The sequence below is a fragment of the Vibrio sp. 10N.286.51.C3 genome, assembly GCF_003050065.1.
GTDB classification, from domain to species: Bacteria; Pseudomonadota; Gammaproteobacteria; order Enterobacterales; family Vibrionaceae; genus Vibrio; species Vibrio crassostreae.
In genome coordinates this window covers 332664-359255 of sequence record NZ_PIGC01000001.1, presented here as the reverse complement: position 1 = coordinate 359255, position 26592 = coordinate 332664, and the positions used below count along the sequence as shown (strand labels likewise).

Annotated in this window: 27 protein-coding genes, 2 pseudogenes and 1 riboswitch; of the genes and pseudogenes, 7 read left to right on the top strand and 22 right to left on the bottom strand. The window is 43.3% G+C overall.

The features are described 5' to 3' along the window. Positions 1-12 precede the first annotated feature (12 nt). Entirely contained in the window at positions 13-993 is a 981-nt protein-coding gene (locus CWO27_RS01525; RefSeq protein ID WP_107898479.1) for a helix-turn-helix transcriptional regulator, read from the bottom strand. Between the two features lie 182 nt (positions 994-1175). Next, the gene (locus CWO27_RS01520) at positions 1176-1604 is read right to left on the bottom strand and encodes a PACE efflux transporter (protein ID WP_102479285.1); all 429 of its coding nucleotides are present in this window, start codon (positions 1602-1604) and stop codon (positions 1176-1178) included. Between the two features lie 138 nt (positions 1605-1742). On the opposite strand from CWO27_RS01520, the gene CWO27_RS01515 reads away from it, so the two are divergent. Both CWO27_RS01515 and CWO27_RS01510 read left to right on the top strand, forming a co-directional pair. Continuing rightward, entirely contained in the window at positions 1743-2645 is a 903-nt protein-coding gene (locus CWO27_RS01515; RefSeq protein WP_107898439.1) for a LysR family transcriptional regulator, read from the top strand. 405 nt (positions 2646-3050) lie between these two features. Beyond that, positions 3051-3395, top strand: coding sequence for a thiamine-phosphate diphosphorylase (locus CWO27_RS01510; RefSeq protein WP_107898438.1), 345 nt, complete (start codon positions 3051-3053; stop codon positions 3393-3395). 128 nt (positions 3396-3523) lie between these two features. Here the strand turns inward: CWO27_RS01510 and thiE are convergent, their stop codons facing one another. After that, entirely contained in the window at positions 3524-4141 is a 618-nt protein-coding gene (thiE, locus tag CWO27_RS01505; RefSeq protein ID WP_107898437.1) for a thiamine phosphate synthase, read from the bottom strand. Between the two features lie 261 nt (positions 4142-4402). On the opposite strand from thiE, the gene CWO27_RS01500 reads away from it, so the two are divergent. Continuing rightward, on the top strand, positions 4403-6346 hold the full coding sequence (locus CWO27_RS01500) for a methyl-accepting chemotaxis protein (RefSeq protein WP_107898436.1): 1944 nt from the start codon (positions 4403-4405) through the stop codon (positions 6344-6346). Positions 6347-6498: 152 nt separating this feature from the next. On the opposite strand, the gene thiM is transcribed toward CWO27_RS01500, so the two are convergent. From thiM to CWO27_RS01445, 11 genes are all read right to left on the bottom strand, one after another. Continuing rightward, complete coding sequence (gene thiM / locus CWO27_RS01495; RefSeq protein WP_107898435.1) at positions 6499-7284, bottom strand: hydroxyethylthiazole kinase; 786 nt, start codon at positions 7282-7284, stop codon at positions 6499-6501. Positions 7285-7313: 29 nt separating this feature from the next. After that, positions 7314-7994, bottom strand: coding sequence for a thiaminase II (tenA, locus tag CWO27_RS01490; RefSeq protein ID WP_107898434.1), 681 nt, complete (start codon positions 7992-7994; stop codon positions 7314-7316). A gap of 8 nt (positions 7995-8002) precedes the next feature. Further along, positions 8003-8959, bottom strand: coding sequence for an ABC transporter substrate-binding protein (locus tag CWO27_RS01485; protein ID WP_107898433.1), 957 nt, complete (start codon positions 8957-8959; stop codon positions 8003-8005). A gap of 104 nt (positions 8960-9063) precedes the next feature. Beyond that, positions 9064-9804 (bottom strand): ABC transporter permease, encoded by a 741-nt coding sequence (locus CWO27_RS01480; RefSeq protein WP_308822226.1) that lies wholly within the window; start codon positions 9802-9804, stop codon positions 9064-9066. Between the two features lie 67 nt (positions 9805-9871). Then, entirely contained in the window at positions 9872-10630 is a 759-nt protein-coding gene (locus CWO27_RS01475; protein ID WP_107898431.1) for an ABC transporter ATP-binding protein, read from the bottom strand. Beyond that, positions 10620-11504 carry a bifunctional hydroxymethylpyrimidine kinase/phosphomethylpyrimidine kinase gene (gene thiD, locus CWO27_RS01470; protein ID WP_170960836.1) on the bottom strand — a complete coding sequence of 295 codons (885 nt, stop codon included), beginning with the start codon at positions 11502-11504 and terminating at the stop codon, positions 10620-10622. The genes CWO27_RS01475 and thiD overlap by 11 nt, the downstream gene beginning before the upstream one ends. Before the next feature lie 98 nt (positions 11505-11602). Next, positions 11603-11714, bottom strand: a riboswitch (TPP riboswitch). A 110-nt stretch (positions 11715-11824) separates the two neighbouring features. Continuing rightward, complete coding sequence (locus CWO27_RS01465; RefSeq protein WP_107898430.1) at positions 11825-12730, bottom strand: DMT family transporter; 906 nt, start codon at positions 12728-12730, stop codon at positions 11825-11827. A gap of 85 nt (positions 12731-12815) precedes the next feature. Then, positions 12816-13544, bottom strand: coding sequence for a helix-turn-helix domain-containing protein (locus tag CWO27_RS01460; RefSeq protein ID WP_107898429.1), 729 nt, complete (start codon positions 13542-13544; stop codon positions 12816-12818). Positions 13545-13717: 173 nt separating this feature from the next. Continuing rightward, the gene (locus CWO27_RS01455; RefSeq protein ID WP_107898428.1) at positions 13718-14743 is read right to left on the bottom strand and encodes a DUF4382 domain-containing protein; all 1026 of its coding nucleotides are present in this window, start codon (positions 14741-14743) and stop codon (positions 13718-13720) included. A 422-nt stretch (positions 14744-15165) separates the two neighbouring features. Further along, positions 15166-15417, bottom strand: coding sequence for a DUF2999 family protein (locus CWO27_RS01450; protein WP_004731647.1), 252 nt, complete (start codon positions 15415-15417; stop codon positions 15166-15168). Positions 15418-15524: 107 nt separating this feature from the next. Continuing rightward, positions 15525-16622 (bottom strand): YdcF family protein, encoded by a 1098-nt coding sequence (locus CWO27_RS01445; protein WP_102432301.1) that lies wholly within the window; start codon positions 16620-16622, stop codon positions 15525-15527. A gap of 496 nt (positions 16623-17118) precedes the next feature. Between CWO27_RS01445 and CWO27_RS01440 the strand changes: the two genes are divergently transcribed. Next, positions 17119-17793, top strand: coding sequence for a glutathione S-transferase family protein (locus CWO27_RS01440; RefSeq protein ID WP_107898427.1), 675 nt, complete (start codon positions 17119-17121; stop codon positions 17791-17793). Positions 17794-17930: 137 nt separating this feature from the next. Here CWO27_RS01440 and CWO27_RS01435 read toward each other — a convergent pair whose 3' ends face one another. Next, positions 17931-18434, bottom strand: coding sequence for a hypothetical protein (locus tag CWO27_RS01435; protein ID WP_017105147.1), 504 nt, complete (start codon positions 18432-18434; stop codon positions 17931-17933). Positions 18435-18496: 62 nt separating this feature from the next. Next, entirely contained in the window at positions 18497-19468 is a 972-nt protein-coding gene (locus CWO27_RS01430) for a hypothetical protein (protein ID WP_107898426.1), read from the bottom strand. A 470-nt stretch (positions 19469-19938) separates the two neighbouring features. On the opposite strand from CWO27_RS01430, the gene CWO27_RS01425 reads away from it, so the two are divergent. Together CWO27_RS01425 and CWO27_RS01420 are read left to right on the top strand one after the other, a co-directional pair. Then, complete coding sequence (locus CWO27_RS01425) at positions 19939-20262, top strand: hypothetical protein (RefSeq protein ID WP_107898425.1); 324 nt, start codon at positions 19939-19941, stop codon at positions 20260-20262. Between the two features lie 216 nt (positions 20263-20478). Further along, complete coding sequence (locus CWO27_RS01420; protein ID WP_107898424.1) at positions 20479-21465, top strand: hypothetical protein; 987 nt, start codon at positions 20479-20481, stop codon at positions 21463-21465. Between the two features lie 205 nt (positions 21466-21670). Here CWO27_RS01420 and CWO27_RS01415 read toward each other — a convergent pair. The 4 genes and pseudogenes from CWO27_RS01415 to CWO27_RS01400 form a co-directional block, all read right to left on the bottom strand. Next, positions 21671-21772, bottom strand: a pseudogene (locus tag CWO27_RS01415) (IS66 family insertion sequence element accessory protein TnpA); the annotation flags it as partial. Positions 21773-21823: 51 nt separating this feature from the next. Continuing rightward, positions 21824-21994 (bottom strand): BspA family leucine-rich repeat surface protein, encoded by a 171-nt coding sequence (locus tag CWO27_RS01410; RefSeq protein ID WP_258185065.1) that lies wholly within the window; start codon positions 21992-21994, stop codon positions 21824-21826. Between the two features lie 529 nt (positions 21995-22523). Then, positions 22524-23153: a LysE family translocator gene (locus CWO27_RS01405; protein ID WP_017104804.1), complete on the bottom strand. Its 630-nt coding sequence runs from the start codon at positions 23151-23153 to the stop codon at positions 22524-22526. Positions 23154-23228: 75 nt separating this feature from the next. After that, positions 23229-23657, bottom strand: a complete 429-nt coding sequence (locus CWO27_RS01400) for an ester cyclase (protein WP_017104805.1) — start codon at positions 23655-23657, stop codon at positions 23229-23231. A 332-nt stretch (positions 23658-23989) separates the two neighbouring features. Here CWO27_RS01400 and CWO27_RS23710 point away from each other — a divergent pair. Beyond that, positions 23990-24127: pseudogene (locus tag CWO27_RS23710) on the top strand (transcriptional regulator); the annotation flags it as partial. A 140-nt stretch (positions 24128-24267) separates the two neighbouring features. Here the strand turns inward: CWO27_RS23710 and CWO27_RS01390 are convergent. Both CWO27_RS01390 and CWO27_RS01385 read right to left on the bottom strand, forming a co-directional pair. Further along, positions 24268-25311, bottom strand: coding sequence for a GMP reductase (locus tag CWO27_RS01390; protein ID WP_060980457.1), 1044 nt, complete (start codon positions 25309-25311; stop codon positions 24268-24270). Positions 25312-26154: 843 nt separating this feature from the next. After that, the gene (locus CWO27_RS01385; protein WP_048606084.1) at positions 26155-26592 is read right to left on the bottom strand and encodes a PAS domain-containing protein; all 438 of its coding nucleotides are present in this window, start codon (positions 26590-26592) and stop codon (positions 26155-26157) included.

Genomic DNA, 26592 nt, shown 5'->3' with positions numbered 1-26592 from the left:
TGCTTACTAGCTTTAGCTGTGCTCTTTTCGGTACTGTCTTGGCGTCATGTTCATCTGTCTTTTAAAGGCTCGGGTAAAGTGGGAAGAATCGGAATAGCCCATCTTTGCACCAACTTGCGTGATCGATAGATCGGACTGCTCTAGCAATTCCAAAACCAGCTCAAGAACCATCTCTTCAATCAAGCTCTTGTAGACCACTCCTTCACTTTCCAGACGACGTTGAATCGTCCTAACGTGGATATTAAGAATCTCAGAAGCCAAGCTAATCGGGAGTTTCCCCATCGTGAGGTAAGGCTTGATCACCAACTTGAAGGCATTGAGAAACGTACTAGGTAAAGGGGCGGTTGGCTCAAGTACCTCAGCAACCTTTGGCAAGACAATCGGCGCAAGCATGATTTCTTCTGGAATTTCAAAGGCCGTAACGGGTCTCTGTGTATAAAATTGAGCAGTGCCCATTTGTGGAAGAGATTGAAAACATTCGAGATCGCCACTTTGAATGCCAACCTCAGACGGCTTCCAACGTCCTTGCGTTAATACTGAAAGTAGCTCGTTTATGAAAATGACAGAGAACAATTCGGCGAACTTAAACCAAGGCGCGTTCGTAAATGGCTTCTCGCGAACAAACCACCACTTACCACCTGCGTGTTTGGTATAGACATGAGCCCCATTGGATACCAACTTTAACTGTTCACCAAATTGATCGAGTGCACTTTTCAGCGAATCCTTTTGGTTCAGTTTTGCCACAAACCTTGGTACATAAATTTGCTTGCAAAAGCTCCACATAAACAACGAGAACTCCTCTCTCGACGCCGACTCCCCCATAATCTTGACCACATTTTTTATGGTGGTCTCAGGGAGGTAATCGTAATGGTCATTGCTGGTGAGAATGTCATTGGGGATTTTGGCACTGCGTAACAAGGTGTAGATTTCACCATCGATATGTTTGAACAGTTCCGCAAACAGCTCTACTTCCTTCTTATCAACCACTGTCATTATCTGAGAGGTATTTGGCATCCTTTCCTCTTAATCTGTTCTTTCAAGAACTCTAATTATCACCTTCTTTAAGATAGCAGAACAAACGACGAGTTACCTAGGCCTACTAACCGAATGTCTCTGTCAAAATAACGAATAAACAAACGGTTAGTAGTTAAACACGTGTTTACTGACTTGGTAGATTACTGAACGGCTAGATCCGCTCGGCGTACCCATAATGCTCGGACATGATCGTAAATCAGATTAAACACAAACGCGTAAATGGTAATAAAAATGGTCACGCCGATATCCATCAAAAATGCCTGCCATAACCCCACATTAAGCAAGTATGCCATCACAGGGATCGTCGCTATCAACAAGCCAGCCTCAAATAGCACGACATGAAAAACACGTAACTTGAGTGAACGCTTGGATTTTTCACCCGTGAAATAACGATCGAAAATACGGTTAAAACAGTAGTTCCAAATCATCGCGATGGTCGCAACAACTATCATGGTTCCTGATAAGGCATTTACATCGTGCTCAGTAAATATCGCTAAACCTATAATTGACAGTGTGACAGCCAATACTTCAAATAATACAGAGTGAAACACTCTTTCTAAGGTACTCATACATTCCTCTAAATAATCTAATGCGTGTTGGATTAGCCGAGATTATGTCACCGGAAACAATAAGAGAAAGTTAACAGCCATCACGATTAGTGATAACTTAAGCATGAATAACCCATTTTGTATTGAGCGAGAGATAGCATGTACAGTTTTGAGCAACTAAAAGTCTTCGTCACAGTGTGTGAAAGTGGCTCTTTCTCTGCCGCCGCACGCAAGTTGAAACACGCTCAATCCGGCGTCAGCCAGTCGATCGCCAATCTAGAAATCGCCGTCGACCAAGAGCTGTTTAACCGAGAGAAAAACATCCCCGTTTTGACCAATACAGGTAAAGCGCTATTGCCTGTGGCTAAGTCGATTCTTGACCAGCAAAAGTATTTCGATCAAAAAGTAGAATCCCTGACACAGGAAGATGAGCACGAACTGATCATTGCCATTGACGAAAGCATCATAGATAAAAATTTCATCAAGATAATCAGCTCACTAGCCGATCAGTTTCCAATCACACACTTCGATATCATTACCACCTCAACCTTTGATGTTGAAGATCTAGTAAGACGCGGAAAAGCACAGATTGGCATCATCTACGCGGACGGTGAGCTTAAGGTTGATATGGATTTCTTCTTGCTGGGCCAAGCGCGTTTCCTAACCGTTAGTTCAGCCACTCACGAACTGAGTCACATGGCCGTAGTACAAGACTCAGACCTCAAGCGCTATCGCCAATGTGTGCATCGTAGTTCAAAACAGCGCGAACTGTGGTTCACCTACGGTATTAGCTCGATGCTTTGGTATGCGAACAACCACAAGACCATTGTTGATCTCGTTGAACAGAACGTCGGTTGGGCAAATGTGCCCGAAATGATGGTGATGGAAGGCATTCACAAAGGCGATCTTGTGGCATTGCCTGTCTCACACGAGCATGGTGGTTGGATTACTCCTGTGGGTTGTTTAGTTTCTCGCAGCCACATCAATGGCCCAGTTCTCACCAGCCTTATTGAGCAGCTTAAGGGACACTCACTGCAATACAATCAATGGCAGGCAAACTAACCTCCCCTATTCTTCACACATCGTCCATTCAGAGATTCAATATCGGCGTGCAACTCACCACAGCTACCTCATTTCTGCTTATCTTGCCGATAAATATCTTTGTCGTCTGGATAAAACACCCTAGTTGATGTCCAAAAGTGACCTAACTACACTGCGATCCCAACGGGTTTATCTTTTCAAACAAATTTAGACAGACCCAAATCGCTCTTTAACACCACTGACCCAACTTTAAGTCTCTCAGATAAACGCTCTGCCTTGCAGTCGCTTATTCCAGTTTCAAATAGATCACTTTTTGAATATTAATTCGCCCCAGTTTATGAGCGCTCATCGAGTGCTTTTTTATATCTAAATGAACCTTTTGGAAAATTTGTCGTGAACGTTTTAAGAAATATTTGCCCTGAGAAAATGGGTAAAGAGCGTAACAAACGAGAGTATGATTTACGCGTACTTAATTGTGTCAGTGAAAGCGAATATGAATCGCGTATGGCGGTTTGGAATAGTCTAGCGTTAACTGCTACTCCGTCTGCTTCGGAAACAAAGAGCTTCATCGATGAGTCTTTCAACAAGCTTCAACAAGACCTGAAAGAAGCTAGCCGTGAGTTGTCGATTAACTACACGGACTTCATCGCAATGGCGCATGAAGAGATCAACTACATTAAGGTGTTTGTTGCTGATAAAACCGCACAATACGGTTGGTACGCTGCGATCGTTCTTATGATCATCGGCACCGTTGCTCTGTGTATTCAATAGACCCAACAGTGTGTTAGATAGAGCACCTTAAATGCTCAGTCGATAAGCACATCTACCACTACTTTGTACTGGTGCTTTCACTAGAAAACAGATGACTAGCCTCATTTGTTTTCTAGTCTATAACCTCTTCACTCTCCCATTAGAGATAGTAAGTCTTGGGTCGCTTCTTTAGGGCTTTCAGCGTGACATATCGCCGACACCAAAGCCAAGCCGTGAATACCCGTCTGAACCAACTGCGGAATGTTCGACTCGTTGATGCCACCGATACCCACAATCGGCAGTTTGGTCGTTTCTAACGCTATTTGAATGCCTTCGTAACCCCAGTGTTTCTTTAGATTTGTCTTGGTAGGTGTCGCGAAAATCGCACTAAGGCCAATGTAATCAATCGGCAAACTATCGGCTTCTTGTAACTGCTGCTCAGTTTCGATCGACAGACCAAGAATCTTGTCTGGGCCAATCAACTGACGAGCTAACTCTGCAGGCATATCCGATTGCCCTAAGTGCAAACCATCGGCGTCGACAGCCAATGCAACGTCCACTCGGTCATTGATGATCAGCGGAACACCTGAGCCAACCAAAATCGACTTTACGGCCTGAGCTCGTTCAATGAAAGCTCTTACATCCCCATGTTTCTCTCTTACTTGAACCATAGTGACGCCACCAGCGACCGCTTGTTCAACCACGAACTTAAGCGTTTCTAAATCTTGTTGGTCATCCGTTACTAAGTAGAGCTTATAAGGGTTCATATCGTGCCTTTGGAGTCGGAGTCTAAATTGAGTTGCTACCATTTTACCGACAATTCGCATCATGTGCATGGAAGTTAATACTGAATTAGCTCAATTACACACGCACCCTCACATACGCAACTCGTTGAAAGCATACCGAAAAACCTGAACTTTTTAACTAAAGCGTTACTTATTACACAAAGTATTCACTTCAAGCATGCCCAGAACGCTGTTTTATGAAATACTCCGCTGTGAAGGAATCAGGTAAATATAGGGATAGTTATGCGCCACCTTTCTATAGCGCTCAAGATCAAGCTGGGTTATGCCATCTGCTTGCTCTTTTTCGTCATTTCAGGCTTTGTGAGTTACAAAGGTATCCAAACCTTGTCGAACGGCTTCAGCCAGTACAGTGAACTCAGCCATAAAGCGACACTCTCAGGCAACATTCAAGTGCACTTTCTTCAGATGCGTTTAGCTTCTGAACGTTACTTAGAGTCATTGGATGAACAGTACGAAACAAATTATCAATCAAGTAAACTCGCGATTGATGAACTGCTCAACAACTTAATCCAAACCACCACCAATACTGATAGCTTGTCGAGCCTACAATTAGTGCAAGACAGCGTTGCAGCGTTTGATGCGGCTTATGGATCAATGAAACAGAGTGAGCTCCTCATTGACCAATTGGTAAACGTTGAGATGGTCAAACGAGAGACCAACGCACTGAAAGCTGCTCAGAGCTTGTTGTATGAGTCTTACAATAACAATGATCCAAACGCGAGCTTATACGCCGGCATGTTGATGGAGAACTTCCTCGCAGCCAAGATCACCGTGCTCAGTTACTCAAACAACAACGACCTCAAAACCTATGAAGCGGGCAAAGATATCTTTGAATACGCGCTACCAGGTATCGAAGGCGACATTGAATCTCTCAAATCCTCACCTTATCAAAGTGAGCTGATTGAAGACTTCTCGAACCAACGCGAAGCGTATGCAAAGGGCTTTGAGCAAGTTCATCAACAAATGATTGAGAACACTCAAAGAACCGCTACCCTCGCCTCTATTGGCGACAGTTTAGCGATTGCGGTCGCCGATGCTCAAAGTATTCTTGAACAACAAAAGCAAGCGCTCACGCCTGTACTGCAAGCCAGTGAAAAGCGCTCGATTCAAATCATTATATTGCTGACAGGAGTTGCCTTAGTTATTGGCATGACGAGCGCCGTGTTGGTGACTCGCTCTATTACCACAGGCATCGCGCAGGTTAAACAAATCACCAACGAACTTTCTCAGGGCAATCTGAATGTTGAAGTGAACATTGAGAGCAAGAACGAGATTGGTGAACTGCTAACCAACATGGAGATCACCATTGAGTCTCTGCGCGATATTGTTGGCCAAGTGAACCGCTCTAGTGTGCGTATTGGCGAGATGTCAGAGTCGCTTAACCAGGTGACCAATAATAGCTCGACCAACGCAACACAGTTGAACAGCGAAATGCTCAATATCTCTTCTGCCGTTGATCAATTGGCTTCCAGCACATCAGAAATTGCTGCAAGTGCTAACCACGCCTCTCAAGTTGCCAACCAAGCAACCGAGAATGTGGCGATGGGACTCAAAGAAGTAGACAAAACACTGCATGAGATTGGCAGTGCCGATGAAAGCATGCAGGTCAGTAGCCAGAAAGTGACGGACCTACATAAAGAGTCGATGAACATTGGTGCCATTCTCGAAGTAATTAAAGGCGTTTCTGAGCAAACTAACCTATTGGCATTGAATGCCGCGATTGAAGCCGCCCGTGCGGGTGAGCAAGGCCGTGGGTTTGCCGTGGTAGCCGATGAAGTGAGAACGCTCGCTAAACGTACTCAAGATTCTGCGAGCCAGATTGACGAACTCATCACCTCGTTACAACGTGGCGCTAAAGATGCGTTAGAGTCGATCAAAGAGAGTCACAGCACCGTTTCTGATGCTTCGACTCAGGCGCAACAAGCTTCTCAGAACTTGCATGTGATTAACCAACACATTCAAGATCTGAACCAAGCCAACAGCCAGATCGCAGTGTCGGTTGATGAGCAAGATTGCTTAACTAAGTCGTTGGGTGAAAACGCACAAGGTGCCAATACCATCGCGCAGAGCAACCAAGAGTCAGTCAGCAGCATTTCAGGTGCAGCGAGCGACTTAACCGAGGTTGCTCACCACTTAGAAAGCCAAGTGAATCGTTTTAGAACCTAGCATAAGCTGCTTTATCGCAGCTGACATAGTTCTGAGTCACAAACAAAAAGCCCCCTACACATAAGTGTCGGAGGCTTTCTTTTAGTTAAAAGCTTTAAATTAAGAGCCATTAACTTCGAACTATCAGTTTTGAGCTTAGAACTAGATTAAGCCTACTGAATCTTCAGACGCTGAATCAGTGTCTCTTCATCTAGTTGATACAACTCATCAAGCAAGTTCATTTGCAAGCTACCTGGGCCACGAGAGTTCTCAGCCGCGATTTCGCCAACCACACCCAACACCGCTGCAGCAGCCAAACCACTTTCATCACCGACAGCAGCAAACGCGCCCGTCAATGCCGTTAAGGTACAGCCCATTCCAGTGACATACGGCATCATTGGGTGTCCATTGTTTAACGTCACCACGCTGTCTTTGGTGACAACGTAATCCGTCTCACCAGAAATAACCACATTCGCACCGTATTCAGCCACTAAGCATTGCGCAGCGCCTAATGCAGCATCACTACTATCCAACGCATCAACGCCTTTGCTCTGTGCTTGCTCACCCGCTAGCGCGATAATCTCGGACGCGTTACCACGAATGATCAACTTATCCGCTAAACGTGCGATTTCACGAGAAGTCTCAGTTCGCAGCGTACTTGCACCACAACCCACAGGGTCAAGAACCACCACCTTGTTGTTCGTGTTTGCTTGTTCTACCGCGAAGCGCATTCTTGGCGTCCAAACGCTGTCTAACGTGCCAATGTTAATCACCAAAGCGCCAGAGAATGACATCATCTCAGCCAGTTCTTGTTGTGAGTGTGCCATGATAGGCGAAGCGCCAATTGCCAATAACGCATTGGCCGTGTTGTTCATCACGACGTAGTTGGTGATGTTTACAACCAACGGTTTTTGCTCTCGAACTGCGCGCAGTGATTGGATGATTTGTTCAGTTAGCATGGATTAATCCTTATTCGTGAAAATCGCTTTTAAGCCGCTGTTGAGTCATTAAGTGCATTCAGACCTTGCTGCCAGAAAGCCACTTCCATACGTGTTGCGGTTTTGAAGATATGAACAATGTTCTGACCGCGCTCGCTGTTAATATCAATCTCAGCCAGTAGCTGATTGAAATATTCCGCGCCCGTTGCCACGCCAGACTGGAACTCTTCGCCGCCGTAAAGCTGAAGCCAGCTTGCGTATGGGTTACCTTCCAAAACAGTATCACTGCTTTCTAACAGCGCTTTACCAATCACAGCATAACCAATTGAACATGGAGCCAGTGCCGCATAAAGATCAACAAGATCACCCGTCATACCTGCATCTAGAACGTAGCGCGTGTAAGCAACTGTGCCGAAATCTTCAGGTTCGTTTTCTAAATCCGATTCCGTCAAACCCCACTGACCACAGTAAGTCACATGGTGAGAGATTTCAGAATCTAATAAAGCATGAACACTTGGCAGTGCACGACGCATATCAGCCAGTGTTTTTGCCTTGTAAATCGCCAATGCATAAGCGCGAGCATACTGCTTCAAAAACAGAAAATCTTGTTTTAGGTAATGCAGAAAACACGGCTGAGCGAGAGTGCCGTTTGCCAGCGCTTTAACAAAATCATGCTCAGTGTAGTCTTGCCAATCTTGTTGACAGGCTTGGATTAAGTCTTGGTATTTCATGAGATTCCTTAGTCAAAAGTCGGTACGTAGTCAGCGGCTTTTGGTAGTGATTTAATAATACCTTTGTCAAACATGAACTGCGCGTAATCATCGTAACGCTTCATATCTACTGCAGAAGGGCGAAGTGCGAAACGGGTTAGTGTGTCGTTCCATGCGCGTTGGTTAAGCTCGTTGTTCAACGTATCTGGTGAATACGCCACAAACTCGCTCCATGACTCTTTTGGATGGTTCACGATGTAAGTCGTTGCTTGTTCCAATGCTTTGTTGAACGCTTTGATCGCTTCATCGTCGTGCTGCTTTGCGTTCGCCACAAAGATAAGCTCATCGTAAGCTGGCACACCGTGCTCTTCTGGGAAAAACGCTTTGGCTTTAAAGCCTTCAAGAGCTAACTGGTTAGTTTCGAAGTTACGTAAGCCACCCCAGATTGCGTCTACCTTGCCTGATGCCAATGAAGATGAAAGTGCCCAACCAACATTGATGGTTTGCACATCTGTAAAAGCAACGTTTTCTTGCGCTAACATAGTGCCGATAGTCGCTTCTTCGTTGCCAGCAATCGCAATACCGATTTTTTTACCTTTAAGATCCGCTAGCGAATCGTTCTTGCCGTTATCCAGTACCATTAGTGTGTTCAGTGGCGTCGCGATAAGAGTTGATGCACGAACGAGAGGCAAGCCTGCCGCCACATCCATGGTTAAACTTGGTTGGTAAGTTACCGCTAAATCGACCTTACCTGCCGCAACCAATTTTGCTGGCGTGCTTGGGTCTGCTGGTTCTTGAATTTCAATCTCTAAACCTTGGTCAGCAAAGTAGCCACGCTCTTGAGCGATCACAATTGGGCCATGGTTCGGGTTCACAAACCAATCCAACATCAATGTCAGTTTCTTTTGTTCAGAATCCGCCAATGCCTGACCTGAAGCCAATGAAGCAAGCAGTGCCACTGCACCTATCAATTTTGTATTTTTCACGGTTAACCTTTCCTTTTGAATATTATTCTTATGTTGAGTTATTTTTTATTAAGCAGGCTTTATTAAACAAAGCCTTTTTTAAACAAATGTTATTGAGCAAGCCATCAATGGTTCTCCCAAGGGATAGCTTTTTTAAGTAATTTGTCTGTGATGAAATAGAGCGAGATAGACAGCACCGCCAAGATAAACAAGGCCGCAAACATCTCATCAATGATCATGCGCGCGTTGGCTTGTAGCATTAGGTAACCCAACCCTTCACTCGAACCCACCCACTCACCGACGACTGCGCCAATCGGAGCTATAACCACAGCCACACGAATACCTGACGCTAAGGTTGGCAGCGCAGCAGGCAATTGAATGTGACGAAGCAGCTGCCATTTCGATGCACCCATCGTCTTGGCAAGATCGAGATAGCCTGTCGGTGTATTACGCAGGCCGTCGTAGCAACATGTGGTTACTGGGAAGAAGATAATGATCGCTGCCATCACCACCTTTGAAGCGATGCCATAGCCAAGCCACAGCATCAGTACTGGCGCAATCGCAAACACGGGGATCGCTTGGCTAGCAATTAAGATAGGCAATAGCCAACGTTTCAATGGATCAAACATCAACATCTGTAGGGCGAAAAACAGCCCCATGGATAAACCGAGCAATAGACCAAGTAAGATCTCTTGCGCAGTCACCCAAGTGTGTTTGAGTAACACATCGTAGCGTTCAATCAACTTGAGGAAGACTTCTGCGGGAGCTGGCAGAATGAAGCTTGGCATCTCGAAAATAACTACCACCATTTGCCATAAACCCAGAATAACAGCACTGCTGATAAGCAAACGCATCACGGGGTTCATCTGACGAGGGCGTGTAGTGGCAGCCTGTCCGTTAGTTGAACGAGCCACAGTTTCGCTTCGCATTAGATCATTCATAATCACGCTCCAACTGTTCTAATATCGCTTGTTGTAAGTCAGCACATTCACCATCTAACACTCTTGGTGTGACCGTGTTGGGCACAGATAAAGACTGAGCGCTCGCAGGTGTGCCTTGCAACACATACAAATTATCCGCCAAGCGCACCGCTTCTTGTGGGTCATGAGTAATCAACACAACGGTTTTATCTCTCAACAGCTCACACGCCAAACTTTGCAGCTTGTGCCTCGTTACCGCATCCAGCGCAGAGAACGGTTCATCCATCAGCACCACTGGCTTGTCTTGCATTAAAGTGCGAGCCAAAGCGACTCGCTGACGCATGCCTCCAGACAATTGATCCGGCATCGCATTCGCGTAATCTGCCAAACCAACCGCAGAAAGCAACTCGAGTGCTTGATTGGTTTGTAGCGCTTTATCAGATGCTGGATTTTGAAAGCGATGACTCAGGCAAACATTGTCGATGACCGATAGCCATGGCAGTAACAAATCCTGCTGCGCCATGTAAGCGGTGCGATCCGTTAATGGCAATTCATCGGACGTTGCCAATGTGCCCTGCCACTCCACCTTATCGTCCAGCAAGCCTGCCAGATAACGCAATACCGTGGTTTTTCCGCAGCCACTTCGACCCAACAATACCGTCCACTTACCTGCGTTTAAGCTAAGCGACAACCCAGACAAGGTCGCGTGCTCACTGTCGTTATAGCGTAAGGAGGCATTGCTGAGTTGAACACCAACCGTATTAACGGACATTGCCATGTCCAGCGAAGAAGTGATTGACAGGGCCATGACCTTGACCAACTTGGAGCTCGTCAGCATGAGCAATCGCGCGTGAAATGTATTGTTTACCAAGGTCGACAGCCTCTGGGAGCGTGTTACCTTGAGCCAAGAAAGAAGCAATAGCAGAAGAGAGCGTGCAGCCCGTGCCATGAGTGTTTTTGGTAGGAAAACGCTTCGCGCTAATCACAGCAGATGTGGTCGGTAGAATCAGTAAGTCATTACTGTTTTCATCTTTCTCTAGATGACCACCTTTTAGCAGAACGGCTTTAGCACCTAAAGCGCGCAAATCTTCAATCATATCCTGCATTTCGGCTTCGCTTTCAGGAACGGCCTTTCCTGTCAGTGCAGCGCCTTCCGGCAAGTTAGGCGTAATGATGTCGGCGAGCGGAATCAGCTCTTGTTTTAGCGTGGTTATAGCCGAGTTTTCTAGCAGAAGGTCGCCGCTTGTCGCGACCATCACAGGGTCAATCACTAAGTGTTTTGGCTGGTATTGTTTGATTTTGTCTGCAACGACTTTGATGATTTGCGAATCCGCCAACATACCAACTTTTACCGCCACGATATTCAGATCGGTGAACACCGCATCTAATTGGCTGGCAACATGCTCGAGTGGAATTGGGAAAATGGCTGATACGCCTTGAGTGTTCTGGGAAGTGATCGCGGTAATTACCGAACAAGCGAAGCTACCGGTAGCAGACATGGCCTTAATATCCGCTTGAATGCCCGCGCCGCCGCCACTGTCAGAACCTGCGATGGTTAAAACAATCGGAGTATTGATCGAAGAAGATTGGTTTTCTGGTGTTTGAGTGTTGCTAGGTGATGCTTGAGAAATGGAATGCAGTGTCATGGTCGCTCCTACTGTCTAAAAGACGTAAGAGAACCGAACTTTGGCCGCAAAGAGAATGTGGAGGTGAAAGCAATGAGAGATCATTGTTGAACCACGTAGGCAAAGTAATCATAGTTCCCTACGCCAGTGTTAACTGAATCAGGTTCAACGGGTCTCGAATAACGATCTCAGCAAACACCAAATAAGGTATATGCCCCCCGACTATTGATAGCGATAGTAACAGCACTCTCACAACTGAGATACTGATTTTATTCAATTATAAGAATTACGCATGAATAAATTTCAATTAGGCGCTACAAAACAAGTGCTTATAACGCAATTTAAGATGGCTTCGACTGTATCAACAAGCACAGTACAATCAGGGACATACCTAACCAACCTGTAAAAGGAATCAGCTCACCGACAACGCAGACCGCGAGCACCGCTGCGACTACCGGTTCAAACAAAGTAAGTAGATTGGCACTACTCGCGGTGACATGGCGTAAACCAAAACTGAAGGCGACATAGCCCAAATATTGTGGGATTAACGTCAGATAACTGATGACTAATACGTTGGTCTGCGAGGAAAACAGGTTCTCACCAGTAAACCAGAGCGTTGGCAACAACAGCATCGCACCGAGGCCAAAAATACTGCCCATCGCCGCTTGTGACTTAATCCCTTTATCGATCAGTGCCTTTGTCGCCCAAGAATAAATGGCATAGCACAGGCCTGCCACCAAACCTAATCCAATCCCCAAAAGCTTCAGGTCGTCGCCAGAGTCACTCGCCGATGATGATTCTGAAAATACCAACAACCCAATACCTACTACACCAATCGCAAAGCTAGTGAGCCAACGTTTGTTGATATTATTATTTTTGCTAATCAGACACTCTAGCAGTGCAGAAAAGAAAGGTGCGGTAGCAATCGAAACTACGGTACCTATCGCCACACCTGATAGTTTCATTGAAGAATAGAAAGCTAAGGGATATACCGCCAAAGCCAAAGCGCTCACTGCCAACAGCTTCTTGTTCTGCAAAAGTTTGTCGAAAGCGAATAGGATTTTTCGATACGCCAAGCCCGCTTGCATTAGGCCACCGACACCCATAGAGCAAGCGCCAATCGCCAACGGACTAAGGTCAGGCGCAAAGCTTGCGGCTGTACCTGTCGTACCCCATAAAATAGAAGCAAACAAGATGGCTAAAGTGCCCGTTTGGAATTCATTAACGCGATTGATGGCAAGATTCATTTCTATTATCCAATTTTCATTTTTCAAATAGATAATAGTGAATGTTTATAAAAGTTAGTTTGCTGAAAGGACGCTATTATTGTTTCTAAAGACTGTCTTTCATGGAGCCTAGAAAAGCCCTTGGAGACATCCCAAAATGCTGAGAGAAGCGACGACTGAAAGCAGAAATATCACTATATCCCACATTTTCAGCAATCAACTGAACCGGTAAATCGGTGTGAGTTAGCAAGGCTTGAGCTTTCTCCATACGATAGCGAGTGATGTATTTAAGCGCACTGATACCTAGGCACTCTTTGAAGCGTTTTTTGAATTGAGTGGGACTCAAACAGGCCGTTTCTGCAAGTTGTGAAATGGATAACGGCTGCGTGTAATTATCCGCGATCAGCCTTTGTACCGCACGAATTCGAGGGTCGATGCTCTTGCTTACTTCTTGTTGTTCTAAAAGCAGTGAAAACACATCCAAGATAGATGACTCAATACCACTGTCTACTTGGTATTCCAACTGCTTTTCAACAAACAGCAAGAAGCTCATTAAAGGTGGCGTTATCGTGAAAACCGAGAGCTCATGCTCCAACAAGTGCTGCGGCAACTCTGCCATATCTGCGACAATAAACCGCGCTGCTTCATCCGCCTTAAACGCATGCGCTGTGGTTATCGGGATCACTACACATTCGCCCACGGCCACTTTGCCGACATACCCCACCATCTCGATATTGATACTGCCTTGGATCGGCAATACCAGTTGATGATGGTCATCATGAGCATGGGTATTAAATTGCTTAGTGTAAGATCGAATGCTTAAGCTAGATTTCATGAGCAACGCCGGAGTACATTTCGCTAGGTTAAAGTAAGAGACACAAAGTTACATTATCACTTCCCTAGAGTCACACTCAATACTCATCAAATTCATGCGAGCTAGGTGACATGATCAAAAACGGCCTCTAAATAAGAGGCCGTTTTTATTAAAAATCGTCATTCACATCAAGCTTAGAATGACACTTGGCTATCTTGACCAACCGTTACTTGCACGCCGTTTTGAACATCATAGATTTCAAAACCATCAGCAACCGGATCAGCATTATCTTCACCACTGTCATGTTGCGCAGTACAGGTATAACCCAATGAGTAAGTACCTGGGTCAATGAAGCCCAGTGAGAACTCATAGTTCGTCTGTGCTTCATTCATTGTCACTGACGCTGAAGTTACCGGTTTCACTTCATCACTGCCGCCAATTGGAGCCATGTCAGCTTGTTCAACATTACCTTCATACAAGTAGATCGACTGAACAAATGTAGTGTCACCACCGTTACAAGTGTCATAAGTAGAAAGAGCAACAGTGCCTTCAATATTTCCGGTCTCAACCGTATTGATCAGGCTCACAGACGTTCTTTGAATGGTGTAATCAGGGAAAGTCGAACTGTTCTTTAGGCCACGTCGAAGATCGAACTCGACAACAAAATCGTTGCTTTGCTGGTTCACGTTAAAAGAGTTGTTGAAGTACAGTACGCCAGCGTTATCTTCTTTACCTACACCTTGCGGGCACGCGCCATTACCTTTCACCGTTAACTCACGATTCGTATCATCATTTTCTATCACGTAAGATGGATCTGTTGGATGATCACCATCATTCGCGAACACACACAACTTATAGCTACCTACTGGAACTACCTCATTTTCAATCAAAGGAAGCGCATCGCTGCCTTGGTAATCCAACAAATTAACACTTAACGGAATAGGATCTGCGCCATCAGGTAATGGATCGCCATTTTCATCAACGTAGTTACCGTTTTCGTCCGTTTTATACACATCATAAATCAGAGGCGAACCTCCCCCTTGAGGAAGTAAAGCGACCTTGCTAAATGTCACGGTGACGTCTTTAACATCATCAATGGGCGCATCACTCACGCTTAAGGTAATGGGTGTCGTGCTGCTTGATGAACCTGAATCACCGCCACAACCAACAAGCCCAGCCAGCACAAGGCTCGCTAAAGCGGTTTCCTTTAAATACTTCATAACTAATTTCCTATAAATCACTGCTCAATAAAGGGCGTAGTTTGTTGCCCTCTTATTCTTTTCCTTAATGTGACTCATAGACAAACCGCGCTTATGGCCCAAATCGGCTAGCCCTATTATTTAGGGCTGTCTTCATCCAAAAACTCTGTTCATCAAGGTGCACATCTCAGGTCGCACATAGGTTAATTAAGTCTAGTAAGTAAAATGTCAGTAGTCGCACATATTTGGCAAGGTTGCTGTCAATTGTATTGGAATAGTCGGCATGTATAGGGGCTGAGAGGATGATTGAAAGCAATCAAATCAAAGTCAAAAATCGCCCCCAAGATCAAAAAAGGCCGTTAAGACAGCCTGTTGCTGAACTTAAACGACCTTTTTATTGAATGTGGATAAAGCTAATTCGATATTAGCTCATTCAAATTCACTTATTTTTGAAGTTGCTCTTTAGCCGCTTCAACCTTAGAAAAATCTAGGCCAAGCTCTTCAACTGCTTCTTTGATTAGCGCAGGGTTTTGCATTACCTGACCCATCAGCATTTGAAGTTTGTCTTGAGGTAAACCAAGTTGGCTGATCGTCGCCATTGCTGCAAGAGGGTTCTCGGTCAACGTCTTGAATAGCTCGCTGATCTGCTCGTCGCTAATATTGTTCTCTTTCAACATTGCTAAAATCGGGTTCATTTTTTTGCCTTTGAAACACTAAATTAAGTAGGAGCACAGCATACCATCTAGCTGTGCTCGATTGTACTAGCAACTTATACTTTGCCTACTATGAAATAACCCTAAGCCTAGCGAGACTCTAATGGGTAAGAGCGGTAGCTCCACATACCATACGTTCTCAGTGCGTCACGGTAGATGCCTAGAAGCTCACCACTGCTCGCTTTCTTAAGATCTTCTAGCGGCTTGTCTGGGTAAGAAACCGTATCGAAGGTGATACCTTGAGGACCCGTTTGCCAGCTCGCGATTTCAAACAGAGTTTGACCACGACGAACATGGCTTGCCGAGCTGATAATGGTCGCGTGCTTAATATCATGACGAGCAAGCGCATAGCTACTGAATAAAGCATTCCCTACCGTGCTGGTCGCGTAGTTCTCTTCAATGATGCGATCTTTACTTACCCCTTTTGAGATAAGCCAATCCGCCATTAACTTGCCTTCAGTCTTATGGTTCTTCGGCACGCCACCCGTTAACACGATCATCGCATCTGGGTTCGCTTTAGACATCGCCAACGTTGTCTCAAGACGTTCGATCAAGATTTGATGCATAGAACCATCAGGGTTAAGTGCGTAGCCCAAAGTGACTATGGCACCGTGGTCGCTCAACAGCCCCTTATCTGCAGACTCTTTCAGCGGTGTTTCTAACACGCGGTCGACCGTTGCAAAAATACGTTTGATGTCTTCTGCTTTGCCCTTGTTCAGGCTTTCCAGTTTCTCCATGTGCTTGTTGGATTCACTATCATTGCCTTCAAAACGCTGCCAAACCGCAAGGTACGCGTGAAGATCAACATCGTCTGGCGCAACCGTCAGTGCTTGTTCAAACAACTCAATAGCGCGCTCCGCATTCTTGTTGTAGATCTGAGCGTTCGCTGCCGAGATCAACAAATCAGTACGGTAAGGTTCTAGCTGGTACGCTTCTAACAATCGGTTAGTCACAATTTCCATGTTGCTTGGCATTTTAGCCGTGAAGCCCGCGTGTGAAATTCTTGCCGGAGACTTAAACGCCTGCAACGCATCAAGAAGTAATTGGTCGACAACTTGTCGCTTAGTCACCAACTGCGCGTAATCCGCTGAAGCCTGTACTGCGCCATCGTTAGCAGCAAAAGAATAAGGTGTTGCGCCAAAAGCGAGCATGCCACCAAGAGCTAGGGCGATAATGTTCTTTTTCATGGAAAGATCCTGTGTCGTTAAGTGTTCACATCAGATTTGCTCACCAATGTAAGTCCCTAAGATTAAAAAACTGTGAACCACACCAGAATCTCCGAGGTTAATATTCATTTGTTGCATAAGGTGTGGCAACAGATCACGATTTTTAACTTACCAATAAGCCTGTGTATCCAGATAATTCTGGTTTGAACCAGTGCTCAACGTTTTTGTTGGAATATCTGACTGCGGATTTAATACGCCCTATTCCACCGAAAACCACCCATCACAAACCCGAACTCCGCAGAAAACAACACGCCAAACAGCAACTTAAAGCTCATTTTTTCAACAACTTAAAATCCAACACACCGAATTGTTCGATGGTAATCCTCACTCAAATAACGAAGTTTTAAACACATAGACTTGGAATACGAATCAACAGATTTTCAAATAATTCAAAATCAATTATTGAACGATCGTTCAAGCGGTGCTTTAATGAATCACCAATACAAGGAGTTACCCCATGCTTAAGTTCTATTTTCACCAAACACCCAACCCAATGAAGATCGCTCTGTTTCTAGAAGAGACAGGTCTAGATTTTGAACTCTTTCCTGTTGATACCTTAAAGGGTGAGCAGCACACTCCGGAATATCGTTTGATTAACCCTAACGGTAAAACACCAGCCATTGAAGACGATGGGCAACGCGTGTTCGATTCTAATGCCATCCTTTTGTACCTATCTGAGAACACAGGCAAGCTAGCCGGCCAGCCAGAAGACCGAGCTGAACTATTATCTTGGATGATGTTTATCGCCAGCGGACTTGGTCCATACTCTGGCCAATCAGTACACTTCCGTCATGCTGCGCCAGCAGGCTTAGATTACGCGGTAAATCGTTATCTACGCGAAGCACAACGTCACTACGAAGTGTTAGAGAAACATATGGAAGGTCGTGAGTTTTTCGTCGGAAATGAGTACACCATCGTCGATGTCGCGGCATGGGGTTGGATTGATAAAGCACCGGTTGTGCTTGGTGAAGAAGGCTTAGAACCTTACCCGAACTTGAAGCGCTGGTTTAACGCCATCAACACTCGCCCAGCTGCAATTCGCGCCCGTGAAACCGGCAAAGACGTTGAATTTAAAACCGAACGTGATGAAGAAGCGAAACGAGCACTGTTTCCTTCGAATTATGCGAAATAACTAAACATAAAATAACTACGCGCAAAATAAACAAGCTGTACGCAATCTCTAAGTTAAACGAGTACAACTCAAACAACAAAAGAGCGGCTAACATGCCGCTCTTTTGTTGTTCAATTCATATACGCTGCATGAGCTTACTATTCAGGTCTCGCCACAAAGTTAATCTCTCCAGAACCCGTTAAATATGGGTCTTTGATCTTACCGCTTATCTCATTCTCAGAAACAAAGTCAATCAACAATCGTGAAGCAAACTCGGAGTAGTACAAACTCTTAAATGTGCCATCAGTTAGTAAGATTGAGGCTGACGCTCGAGTACGACCGTCAACACTCAATCGGTAATAACGACCGCCGCTAAATGTTAATACCGCGTCTGGGTAAGAATCAATCTTCCATGACTTACTTTCTAAAAATGAAAACGTAGTTTGATTAATTTCAAAACCTTGAACCGCGTACTTTAGTTCACCATTAGAGTTAAGAAATACGATCTCTGGCCTACCGTTACCATTTAAATCGGCTAATTCGAACTGCTGAACATCTTCACCAGGGAGCAGTGCTTTAGGAGCTATATATGACATCTCATAAGCAGAAGCTTGAAGTGATATAAATGAAATTAAAGACGTCAATAAGACTCGTGCATTCATTGCTACTTTCCTTTATATATTAGTATTTTTTAAAAAATTCACGAACTGAAAAGTAAAAGCACTTACATACCAAGAAGGCTTTTCATGTCACCAGACATATTAAGCATCCAATATTCGCCATCGCTTTTAAGCGTAATAATTTCATATTGAGTAGTGATTCGGTCGCCGAACTGCTCTTTTTTCTCAACCGTAATATACTTTTGACCTTGGTAATCAAAGTCATTAATTACACTGAACGAAGATAATTGAGCAACATTGGAGCCTTGAGCAACCTTCCGAATATTCAAGAAAGTATTCATAAAGACTTTATCATCCATAATCGCGATATCTTCTCTGGTAACTCCAGAACCAAAGGCAATATTCGCAATATCAAGAACATTCTGATTTTCGTTTTGAAGACCTTCCATAATGATGGATTTGAGGTCTCTAATGACATCCGTATGATAAAAACTTGCAGACTGGTTAAAACCGACCTTAGTGATGAAATCAAAATACTGCTCAACAAACTCAACGGGATCTTGAGACAAAGATAGCTCCCCTTCAACCACGACATCGACGTTTTCAATCAACGCGAATACTGAACTGTAAGGCGTAAAGTTGATACGTTTGTCAACCAACCAATTCTTGTAAACCCACGATGATTCGTCCAGGCAATGCTGTGAAACTTCTGCCAACGGCACTCTGTCGCCAATAGTGGTATTGTGCGTTTTTTCACCTTGAGTGTTTATCGCATACGTGTAAACCAAAACACCAGATTGTGGATAACGCGCCTCTCCATCTATCTCACTAAACGTAGTGTTGATACACACACTATCTATGCTATTTAGCGCTATTGGCAATAAGGCACTGGCTTCAGCCCTCTTTGTCAAATATCCCTCACTAAAATCGAAAAAATCAAAGCTAGGAGCTTGATACAGATCGGGTTCTTCAGTCAGTGTAGGGAGACCATGTTTTAAATTTGGACTAACCGTGTATGTTTCACTCGCAGCGTTCGCTGATAATAATAACATTGTTAATGGTGCGATATTTTTCATTATTTACTTCCTTTATTTTTGGCGAGAATATCTTTTATCCTGATAAAAAATTCAACCGTATAAACAGTAAAATAATCAATAAAAAACTCATCTGTGATTACAATCAACTATATAAGCATAATAAAATACAATTAAAACAATAAATATACAAAACACTATAAGTTATAATTAACTATTGATAGCATTAACTAAAGTTACAACTGTAGATATAAACCTCTATTTATCTCTTTCACATTCTAATTAATTTAAATTAAAAATTGGATCATAAAATAAAATATTGATAAAAATAAAAAAACGATTACATTCGCTTCCTGTACTAAATAAGAAATTACACAATGTTATTATTAACATCACTTTCAAATACCTTATATCTCAAAGTTATTAGTAGCTAACCGAAAATTTCACACCATAAGTGAAAGATAAAATCTATAACCTACGTGATTTCAACCTATCTTAAAGAGCCACTCCAAATGAAAAGCAAACTCGCATTATTAGCACTACTCTCGTTCAACACAGCCTCAGCCAGCGACTTATTCTTATTTGAACAAGTCACCGCTTTCAAGTTAGGCGGTGAGCAACATAGCCTTAGTGGAATAGAAAAGCACACGCAGCAGAGAATTCGTATTGAGTGGCGAGAAAACCCTTACGAGAATTCACAGCGTTTAGATAGATGTATTACAACGTTCCAACAAGCAATGAACCAACCGGAACGTTATTACTTGCATGTTCAGCTCGCCCAATCGACGTTCATAGGCTGTGAAATCGGAGTGAAGGAAAGCTTGTTAGCAAACTGATCCAGACAGATTTGATAGTCTACGATTAGTATTCGTTATTACTAATCGTGTCTAATCTCATTCAGGTTCAGCGTCCATGATTAGACACCGAACACCTGAATCGAGAATTCATTCATATTTGTGATATATGCAACTTAATTTATATAACTGTATTGCATACATACGGAAGACTAACTAACTTCGCATGCCCCACAAAAAACTGAAGGAATCATTTGCATGCGACGTTTATTACCACTCTTAACTGCCTCTATACCAGTCCTCTTTTCACCAACGTTATTTGCACAAAGCTACTATTCTGTAGCTAGTTGTGATCAGCTGGTGAACATATACAATGAAAAAAACAGTCCACTGTACATCGATATTGTAGGTAATCTAGATTGTACAAGTTCTCCGACCTTAGTTGAGAGCCTATCGGGAGTAATCAATGGTAATGGCCATACCATCACGAACCTGAATTTCCAAAGTGAAAGAGGATATAAATTAACCAAGGCAAATTTAAATAACATCACATTTAAAAACACTTCTATCCATAATGAAAACAGCTTTGATCACTTGTTTGACATCGATGATCATTGGCGAAACGTCAAATTCATAGACATAGAAACCACAGGTGCACCATTCAACCAGCTGTTTTATTCACTTGATAACAAAGAGCTTACCGATGTCTCAATTGATCTTGTGGGGGTAAAATTGGCAGTTGTTAGAGATTTAGTCTCTTCACGTATTTCTCGATCTAGTATTAACAACCTAGAGCTTTTGAATGCATTTGTAAGCCGCCATTCGTCATCGCCGCTATCTCTGCTTAGTGGGAATGTATCCAGGTCAACCTTAACGAACGTTACACTAGCTGATATAACAGTTATCGGTGAGCCTACTGGGGATAATGGGAAAACCAGCATAGTAGATAAGATAGCTGACTCTGACATCAACGGGCTAACTCTAGAAAACGTTACATTCTCACGTTCAGAAGAAGATGCATTCTTTTATTATGAATCCGATAACAAAAGTACCTACACAAACATCTACCATAACCTGTTCGATGACACGACAAATATTGGGTTTATACCATTAGTCTCAAAACCTAAAGACGATCCACTTAACCGTACGATCAATTTCCAATCTATGAACCAACCAATGCAAGCTCCGGCAATGTGTACCCCATATTTACTTCAAGATAGTTACTTCGGTATTAAAGCTGAATAAACATAAAAGTGACTCATCCGTAAGTGGCCAGACTAAACTGGCCACTTCAAGCCTCCTTTGAACAACGTATCCTTGTTAACCTCAGTAACGAGATGGGAGAACAAACTTAGTCCTCTAACCGCTTTGTAGGACACTAATGAGATTAAGGGACGCTCCGATATATCGCTATCTAATGCACCTACGTGAAGGCGATACCTTTCTGGATATTGAGTTCATTGAGCTTACAAAATGCGAGTGTTGACAATGAACTCGATTCAGATTGCTCGATAAGCGTTTGCCATTCTTGATTAGTGTACCGTTTTTCCATTTCAAATCTCCTCATGGTTGGTGACTTGATCTTATTATTCGTGTTAGGCGATTAGAATGCGAGGTTTATGGAGCGCTTACGGTCAAAGCGCTTAACACCGAAGAACATGCGATTCATGTTGGTGACACGGGAAGTCTCCCAACTACTGATGTCCTGATCGAAGTATTTATAACTAGCAAGAAGGCCACTCATATCAATTACGTGAGTCGTGCAGAATTGAATATTGCCATTTAAGAAGTTTTACCAATAGTCTGAATTTCGAATGAGTGGACCATTGACGACTACAAACAACTCATCCTCTAGAACCATGAGGGTTCCTGGTTTGTTTGACTCATAGGCAACTGTTTTAGGCTCATTAGCCAAGGCTTAGCTACAACTGAGTAGCGCGCAGGCGGAAATAATCGAACGTAACTTCAGAGTTAACACTATGATTTTATAAAAATTAGCTCTAAGCCATACAGAAAGCTCACTGGCTATGGTCACTTTTTCCGATGAAGATTATCCCCAAATGTATAAATTGAACCCCTCACCTAAAAAAACCGCCCAACTAATAACAATCGAGTTACTAAGTAGCTTAACAAATCAATTCTATTAGGGATTAGTTTCTGTTTTTATCCCTTTATTCAACGTTCTAATCATAGAAATTTCATCATCTAGCACGTAGCTTTCAGGCTATCTAACAGGCACAAAAAAGCCACCGCAAGGGTGGCTATCTGAGATAGTAGCACTTCAAACTTGTACTAATTCTCAATTATCTCTGAGTTGAAATTGCCAAAGCTGCACCAGCACTGATAAATGTAGTTCCAAACACCTTTCCAATAATGCTCCCTGATACAAATTTTTTAGTCCCAGTTTTTAGCTTTTGACTTAAAAGAGAATATGAAAGCAAACATAAAAATGAACACATCATTAGAGTAATAACTAATATTAAAAATTGAATAAATAAAGGCTCTGAAGTATTAATGAACTGTGGAAAAAGTGCAGATGTAAATATAATAGCTTTTGGGTTTGTTAATGAAACCAGAAGTCCTTGAGAATAAAGGCTCCAAGCACTAAATTTTGTTTGGTATATGCTGTCGGCTGTCTTTAGGTTTACACCACTACGCCATAGCTTTATTCCCATATACAAAAGATATAACGCCCCAACTACTTTTATGATCGAAAAAGCTGTTGAAGAAACAATCACTAGCGCGCTTAATCCCAATATAGAGCAAGTAGACATAATAAAAAGTCCAGTCACATTACCCGCTGCGGTAATAAGAGCACGTAGAGCCCCGAACTCTAGACTATGCGTTGATATTAGCAATATCGCAGGACCAGGAATTGCTGCTGCAATAAATGCAATTGAGCAAAACGCTAACCAATTTTCAAAATTCATCATATTTCCTCATATAAAACTTATCTTCTATTAAGGGAAAAACAACGCCAAGCGTTACGAATCACTCTTAAATACTTGTTAGCTGAATTTCTTAAGGTTTTCTTCCAACTGCCCTCTTAAACCTTGATTCTCTTGCTGAATCCAATATTCCGCTATTTGGTTTTCACTGACTCGGTACACTGCGCTTCCTACTGTAGAAAGTTCTAAACCTGTAGGCTCATAACCATAAATGACTCCCTCATGGCGACCTTCTTGACGCCAACGTACGTAGACCTTCGCTCCTTGAACTAAAAACTCTTCTACTTTGAGGTCAAAATTACCGTAAGCCTCTAGAAACTCTTCGACGTGTTCACGATAGTTTTCAGGAGTTCTTTCAATTGCTTGTGAGACTCCAGATACAATTTGATGAGCGACAACTACTTGGGCTAGATACTTGTTAACTAAATCTAGCTGTTTCCCCGACCTTACTTCCTCAATAAAACCTCTAACCACTTCTTCAACTGACATCAAATATTCCTTCTCTCCTGCTAACAGCTTTATTAGACAAAAAATTCTGCATTTACATACAGAATTTTTCTATCTAGTAATCTTATACAGGGAGAATACACACTGATATGCAATACGATCAATACCTTACTTTCGCTGATGATTGATCACTTCACAAAATACAGAATTTTTCTACATAGTCCGACAGCTATGGTTCATCTAGGTAAGTACGCCCATTTACTAATAGAAAAAGATGTCTCTAAAATGATAAAACTGTGTAAATCATCACCACAATTTAGTACCGTGGGCTTATCATTCCGATAAGTCTATGGTGTGATATAAGAGTAGTTTGCCCCGAATGTGGCCATTCCTTCGTAATGAACCTAGCCTTCACTCATACTCTTAGTCCATCGGACAAAACTACTTCTCAGTTAGTTTTTGAAATGATTAAAGCTCTTGCATCCGATCAGCGCCAAGAGCTAGTGAGATAGGCTCACTTCGCACCCACCCAACATGCTGTCCACACTATCAAAAACTTTCTTCCACCACTTTGTCGCGAATTAACGATTTCAAAAAAAAAGAGCCGCTAAAAAGCGGCTCTTGATTTTCAAACTATTCGAACTCGTTCAGATTACTCTTTACCGAATACGTTATTCTCTTGCTCTTGTACACGGATGAAAGTCGTACGCTTAGTTAGCTCTTTAAGCTTCGCTGCGCCTACGTATGTACAAGTTGAACGTACACCACCGAGGATGTCAGAGATAGTGTTGTGAACTGAACCACGGTATGGAAGTAAAACAGTTTTACCTTCCGCAGCACGGTACTTAGCAACACCACCTGAGTGCTTGTCCATAGCCGACTGTGAAGACATGCCGTAGAACTTCATGTATTGCTTACCGTCTTGCTCTACTACTTCACCGCCCGACTCAGAGTGACCTGCTAGCATGCCGCCTAGCATTACGAAGTCAGCACCGCCGCCAAACGCTTTAGATACGTCACCCGCACATGAACAGCCACCGTCACCAATGATCATGCCGCCAAGGCCGTGTGCTGCGTCGCCACACTCGATGATTGCAGAAAGTTGAGGGTAACCTACACCTGTTTTAACACGAGTAGTACAAACAGAACCAGGGCCGATACCAACCTTAACAATGTCTGCACCCGCTAAGATTAGCTCTTCAACCATGTCACCCGTTACAACGTTACCCGCAGAGATAACTTTGTTCGGGAATTCTGCACGTACTTTTTGTACGTACTCAACTAGGTGCTCTGAGTAGCCGTTAGCGATATCAATACAGATAAATACGAAGTCTTCGCTAAGCGCCATGATTTGCTTAGTCTTCTCAAACTCAGCTTCAGATGTACCTGTTGATACAAATACGTTGTTCAGTGTTTTCTTGTCTGCTGTTTTAGCAAACTCAGCCCACTGCTCTACTGTGTAGTGCTTGTGTACTGCCGTCATAACACCGTGCTCTGCTAGAGCAGCTGCCATTTCAAAGCTTGCTACCGAATCCATGTTCGCTGCAATTACTGGAGTACCAGACCATTGACGACCGCTATGCTTGAATGTAAAATCGCGGGTTAATTCAACTTGAGAACGGCTTTTAAGGGTAGAACGCTTCGGACGGAAGAGTACATCTTTGAAACCTAACTTAAGTTCTTGTTCGATACGCATAGTGTTTTCCTTGATTCATAAAATTATGTGTCTCTCGCGAAATGCGTAGTAAAACCGTTGGCAGACGAGTTTACTTTTCTTCGGACACAAAAAAACCGGAGCGTTGGCAGACGCTCCGGTTTTCAGCATTATAGGTCGTGATTTAGTAACAGCAAGTCTGATATTTCACTTTTTTTTGTGTTATCCTCTCAAAGATTCCATATCTGGTAAAACCTCCCTAGCTCGACCTTCTTACTAAATTCTTACTAATTAATAACTTAGCGAACCAATCACGCAAACGTTGTCGGTTTATTGCGCAATCGTTTTCCTCTCTCTTTCACACAATATCGCCTTCATTAAGCAAATATGTGAAGAAAGTGCCTCGAGATCACATAAAAATCACACTTTTCTCCAACAAAAAAATGCCTTTTTTCTTAAATAAATTCGATTTTTTCCAAATTATTTCTGTTTTCGTCCAAATTAGGCAAACTCATCGTGTTGCTGGTTAACCTCACCTAAGAGAAACACGCTTCAATGCACTCGATTTTGAAGGCAAGCTTCATTTGATTTCGACAATCCAAATCCCAGCCTCTATTAAAAGCCCCCTAAAAAGCCAAACTTTATAAACCACCAACAACCAAAATCATGCTTCTTTGGCGTCTGGTAGTTCATTCAATCTAGATTCTTGAGGAAGAAGGTTCGAAAAAAGAAAGTTCGCTGAGCGAAAAGCAGAGTAAACATTGAAAATTTAGAGTGAGTAGATGAAAGAGATCGAAGCCTCTAAGGTCAATTGAAGAATAAAAAGCAAAAAAATGGCTAAGGTGGTTAACCTTAGCCATTTTTATTCACTCTTTAGGTTCAGTGCTAGTTCTTTTGAGAGACTAACGCTTCTGCAGTCGCATCTTGAATAGACAAGAACAATGAGGTCACTTGGCCTGTTGGCGAGCGCATCGGATTTAGCGTGACGTTCTGATACATGAAATCAGCTTGTTGGGTTACTGGTCTAACGTTACGACACTTAAACAGATAAGGCCTTTGTTGCCATGTAATGAAGCTGCGACAGCCTAAGTCATAGACTGGCTTGGTTTTCAGCCTAAACCACTCTTCTGGGATTTCAGGGAATAACTCAAAGATCGACTTACCAATAGCATCATGCGATTGCTTGCCACTGTGGTGTGTCATGAAACCATTCCAGACTTGTACCTGAAAATCACGGTTAATGACCACCAGCCCCATATCGACGTTTTGAACCATGTCGACCATCCAGTGGAACTGTTCAAATTCAGCAGGAAGATTCAGCAT

Excerpts from the sequence above, each read along its gene's own strand:
- CWO27_RS01525 (WP_107898479.1), bottom strand. The coding sequence starts at position 993 with ATGACAGTGGTTGATAAGAAGGAAGTAGAGCTGTTTGCGGAACTGTTC.
- CWO27_RS01445 (WP_102432301.1), bottom strand. The coding sequence starts at position 16,622 with ATGAAAAAGAACATTATCGCCCTAGCTCTTGGTGGCATGCTCGCTTTT.
- CWO27_RS01500 (WP_107898436.1), top strand. The coding sequence starts at position 4,403 with ATGCGCCACCTTTCTATAGCGCTCAAGATCAAGCTGGGTTATGCCATC.
- thiM (WP_107898435.1), bottom strand. The coding sequence starts at position 7,284 with ATGCTAACTGAACAAATCATCCAATCACTGCGCGCAGTTCGAGAGCAA.
- thiD (WP_170960836.1), bottom strand. The coding sequence starts at position 11,504 with ATGACACTGCATTCCATTTCTCAAGCATCACCTAGCAACACTCAAACA.
- CWO27_RS01435 (WP_017105147.1), bottom strand. The coding sequence starts at position 18,434 with ATGAATGCACGAGTCTTATTGACGTCTTTAATTTCATTTATATCACTT.
- CWO27_RS01400 (WP_017104805.1), bottom strand. The coding sequence starts at position 23,657 with ATGTCAGTTGAAGAAGTGGTTAGAGGTTTTATTGAGGAAGTAAGGTCG.
- tenA (WP_107898434.1), bottom strand. The coding sequence starts at position 7,994 with ATGAAATACCAAGACTTAATCCAAGCCTGTCAACAAGATTGGCAAGAC.
- CWO27_RS01480 (WP_308822226.1), bottom strand. The coding sequence starts at position 9,804 with ATGAACCCCGTGATGCGTTTGCTTATCAGCAGTGCTGTTATTCTGGGT.
- CWO27_RS01420 (WP_107898424.1), top strand. The coding sequence starts at position 20,479 with ATGCGACGTTTATTACCACTCTTAACTGCCTCTATACCAGTCCTCTTT.
- CWO27_RS01385 (WP_048606084.1), bottom strand. The coding sequence starts at position 26,592 with ATGCTGAATCTTCCTGCTGAATTTGAACAGTTCCACTGGATGGTCGAC.
- CWO27_RS01430 (WP_107898426.1), bottom strand. The coding sequence starts at position 19,468 with ATGAAAAATATCGCACCATTAACAATGTTATTATTATCAGCGAACGCT.
- CWO27_RS01520 (WP_102479285.1), bottom strand. The coding sequence starts at position 1,604 with ATGAGTACCTTAGAAAGAGTGTTTCACTCTGTATTATTTGAAGTATTG.
- CWO27_RS01405 (WP_017104804.1), bottom strand. The coding sequence starts at position 23,153 with ATGATGAATTTTGAAAATTGGTTAGCGTTTTGCTCAATTGCATTTATT.
- CWO27_RS01440 (WP_107898427.1), top strand. The coding sequence starts at position 17,119 with ATGCTTAAGTTCTATTTTCACCAAACACCCAACCCAATGAAGATCGCT.
- CWO27_RS01510 (WP_107898438.1), top strand. The coding sequence starts at position 3,051 with ATGGGTAAAGAGCGTAACAAACGAGAGTATGATTTACGCGTACTTAAT.
- CWO27_RS01455 (WP_107898428.1), bottom strand. The coding sequence starts at position 14,743 with ATGAAGTATTTAAAGGAAACCGCTTTAGCGAGCCTTGTGCTGGCTGGG.
- CWO27_RS01425 (WP_107898425.1), top strand. The coding sequence starts at position 19,939 with ATGAAAAGCAAACTCGCATTATTAGCACTACTCTCGTTCAACACAGCC.
- CWO27_RS01465 (WP_107898430.1), bottom strand. The coding sequence starts at position 12,730 with ATGAATCTTGCCATCAATCGCGTTAATGAATTCCAAACGGGCACTTTA.
- CWO27_RS01390 (WP_060980457.1), bottom strand. The coding sequence starts at position 25,311 with ATGCGTATCGAACAAGAACTTAAGTTAGGTTTCAAAGATGTACTCTTC.
- thiE (WP_107898437.1), bottom strand. The coding sequence starts at position 4,141 with ATGAACCCTTATAAGCTCTACTTAGTAACGGATGACCAACAAGATTTA.
- CWO27_RS01475 (WP_107898431.1), bottom strand. The coding sequence starts at position 10,630 with ATGTCCGTTAATACGGTTGGTGTTCAACTCAGCAATGCCTCCTTACGC.
- CWO27_RS01450 (WP_004731647.1), bottom strand. The coding sequence starts at position 15,417 with ATGAACCCGATTTTAGCAATGTTGAAAGAGAACAATATTAGCGACGAG.
- CWO27_RS01460 (WP_107898429.1), bottom strand. The coding sequence starts at position 13,544 with ATGAAATCTAGCTTAAGCATTCGATCTTACACTAAGCAATTTAATACC.
- CWO27_RS01515 (WP_107898439.1), top strand. The coding sequence starts at position 1,743 with ATGTACAGTTTTGAGCAACTAAAAGTCTTCGTCACAGTGTGTGAAAGT.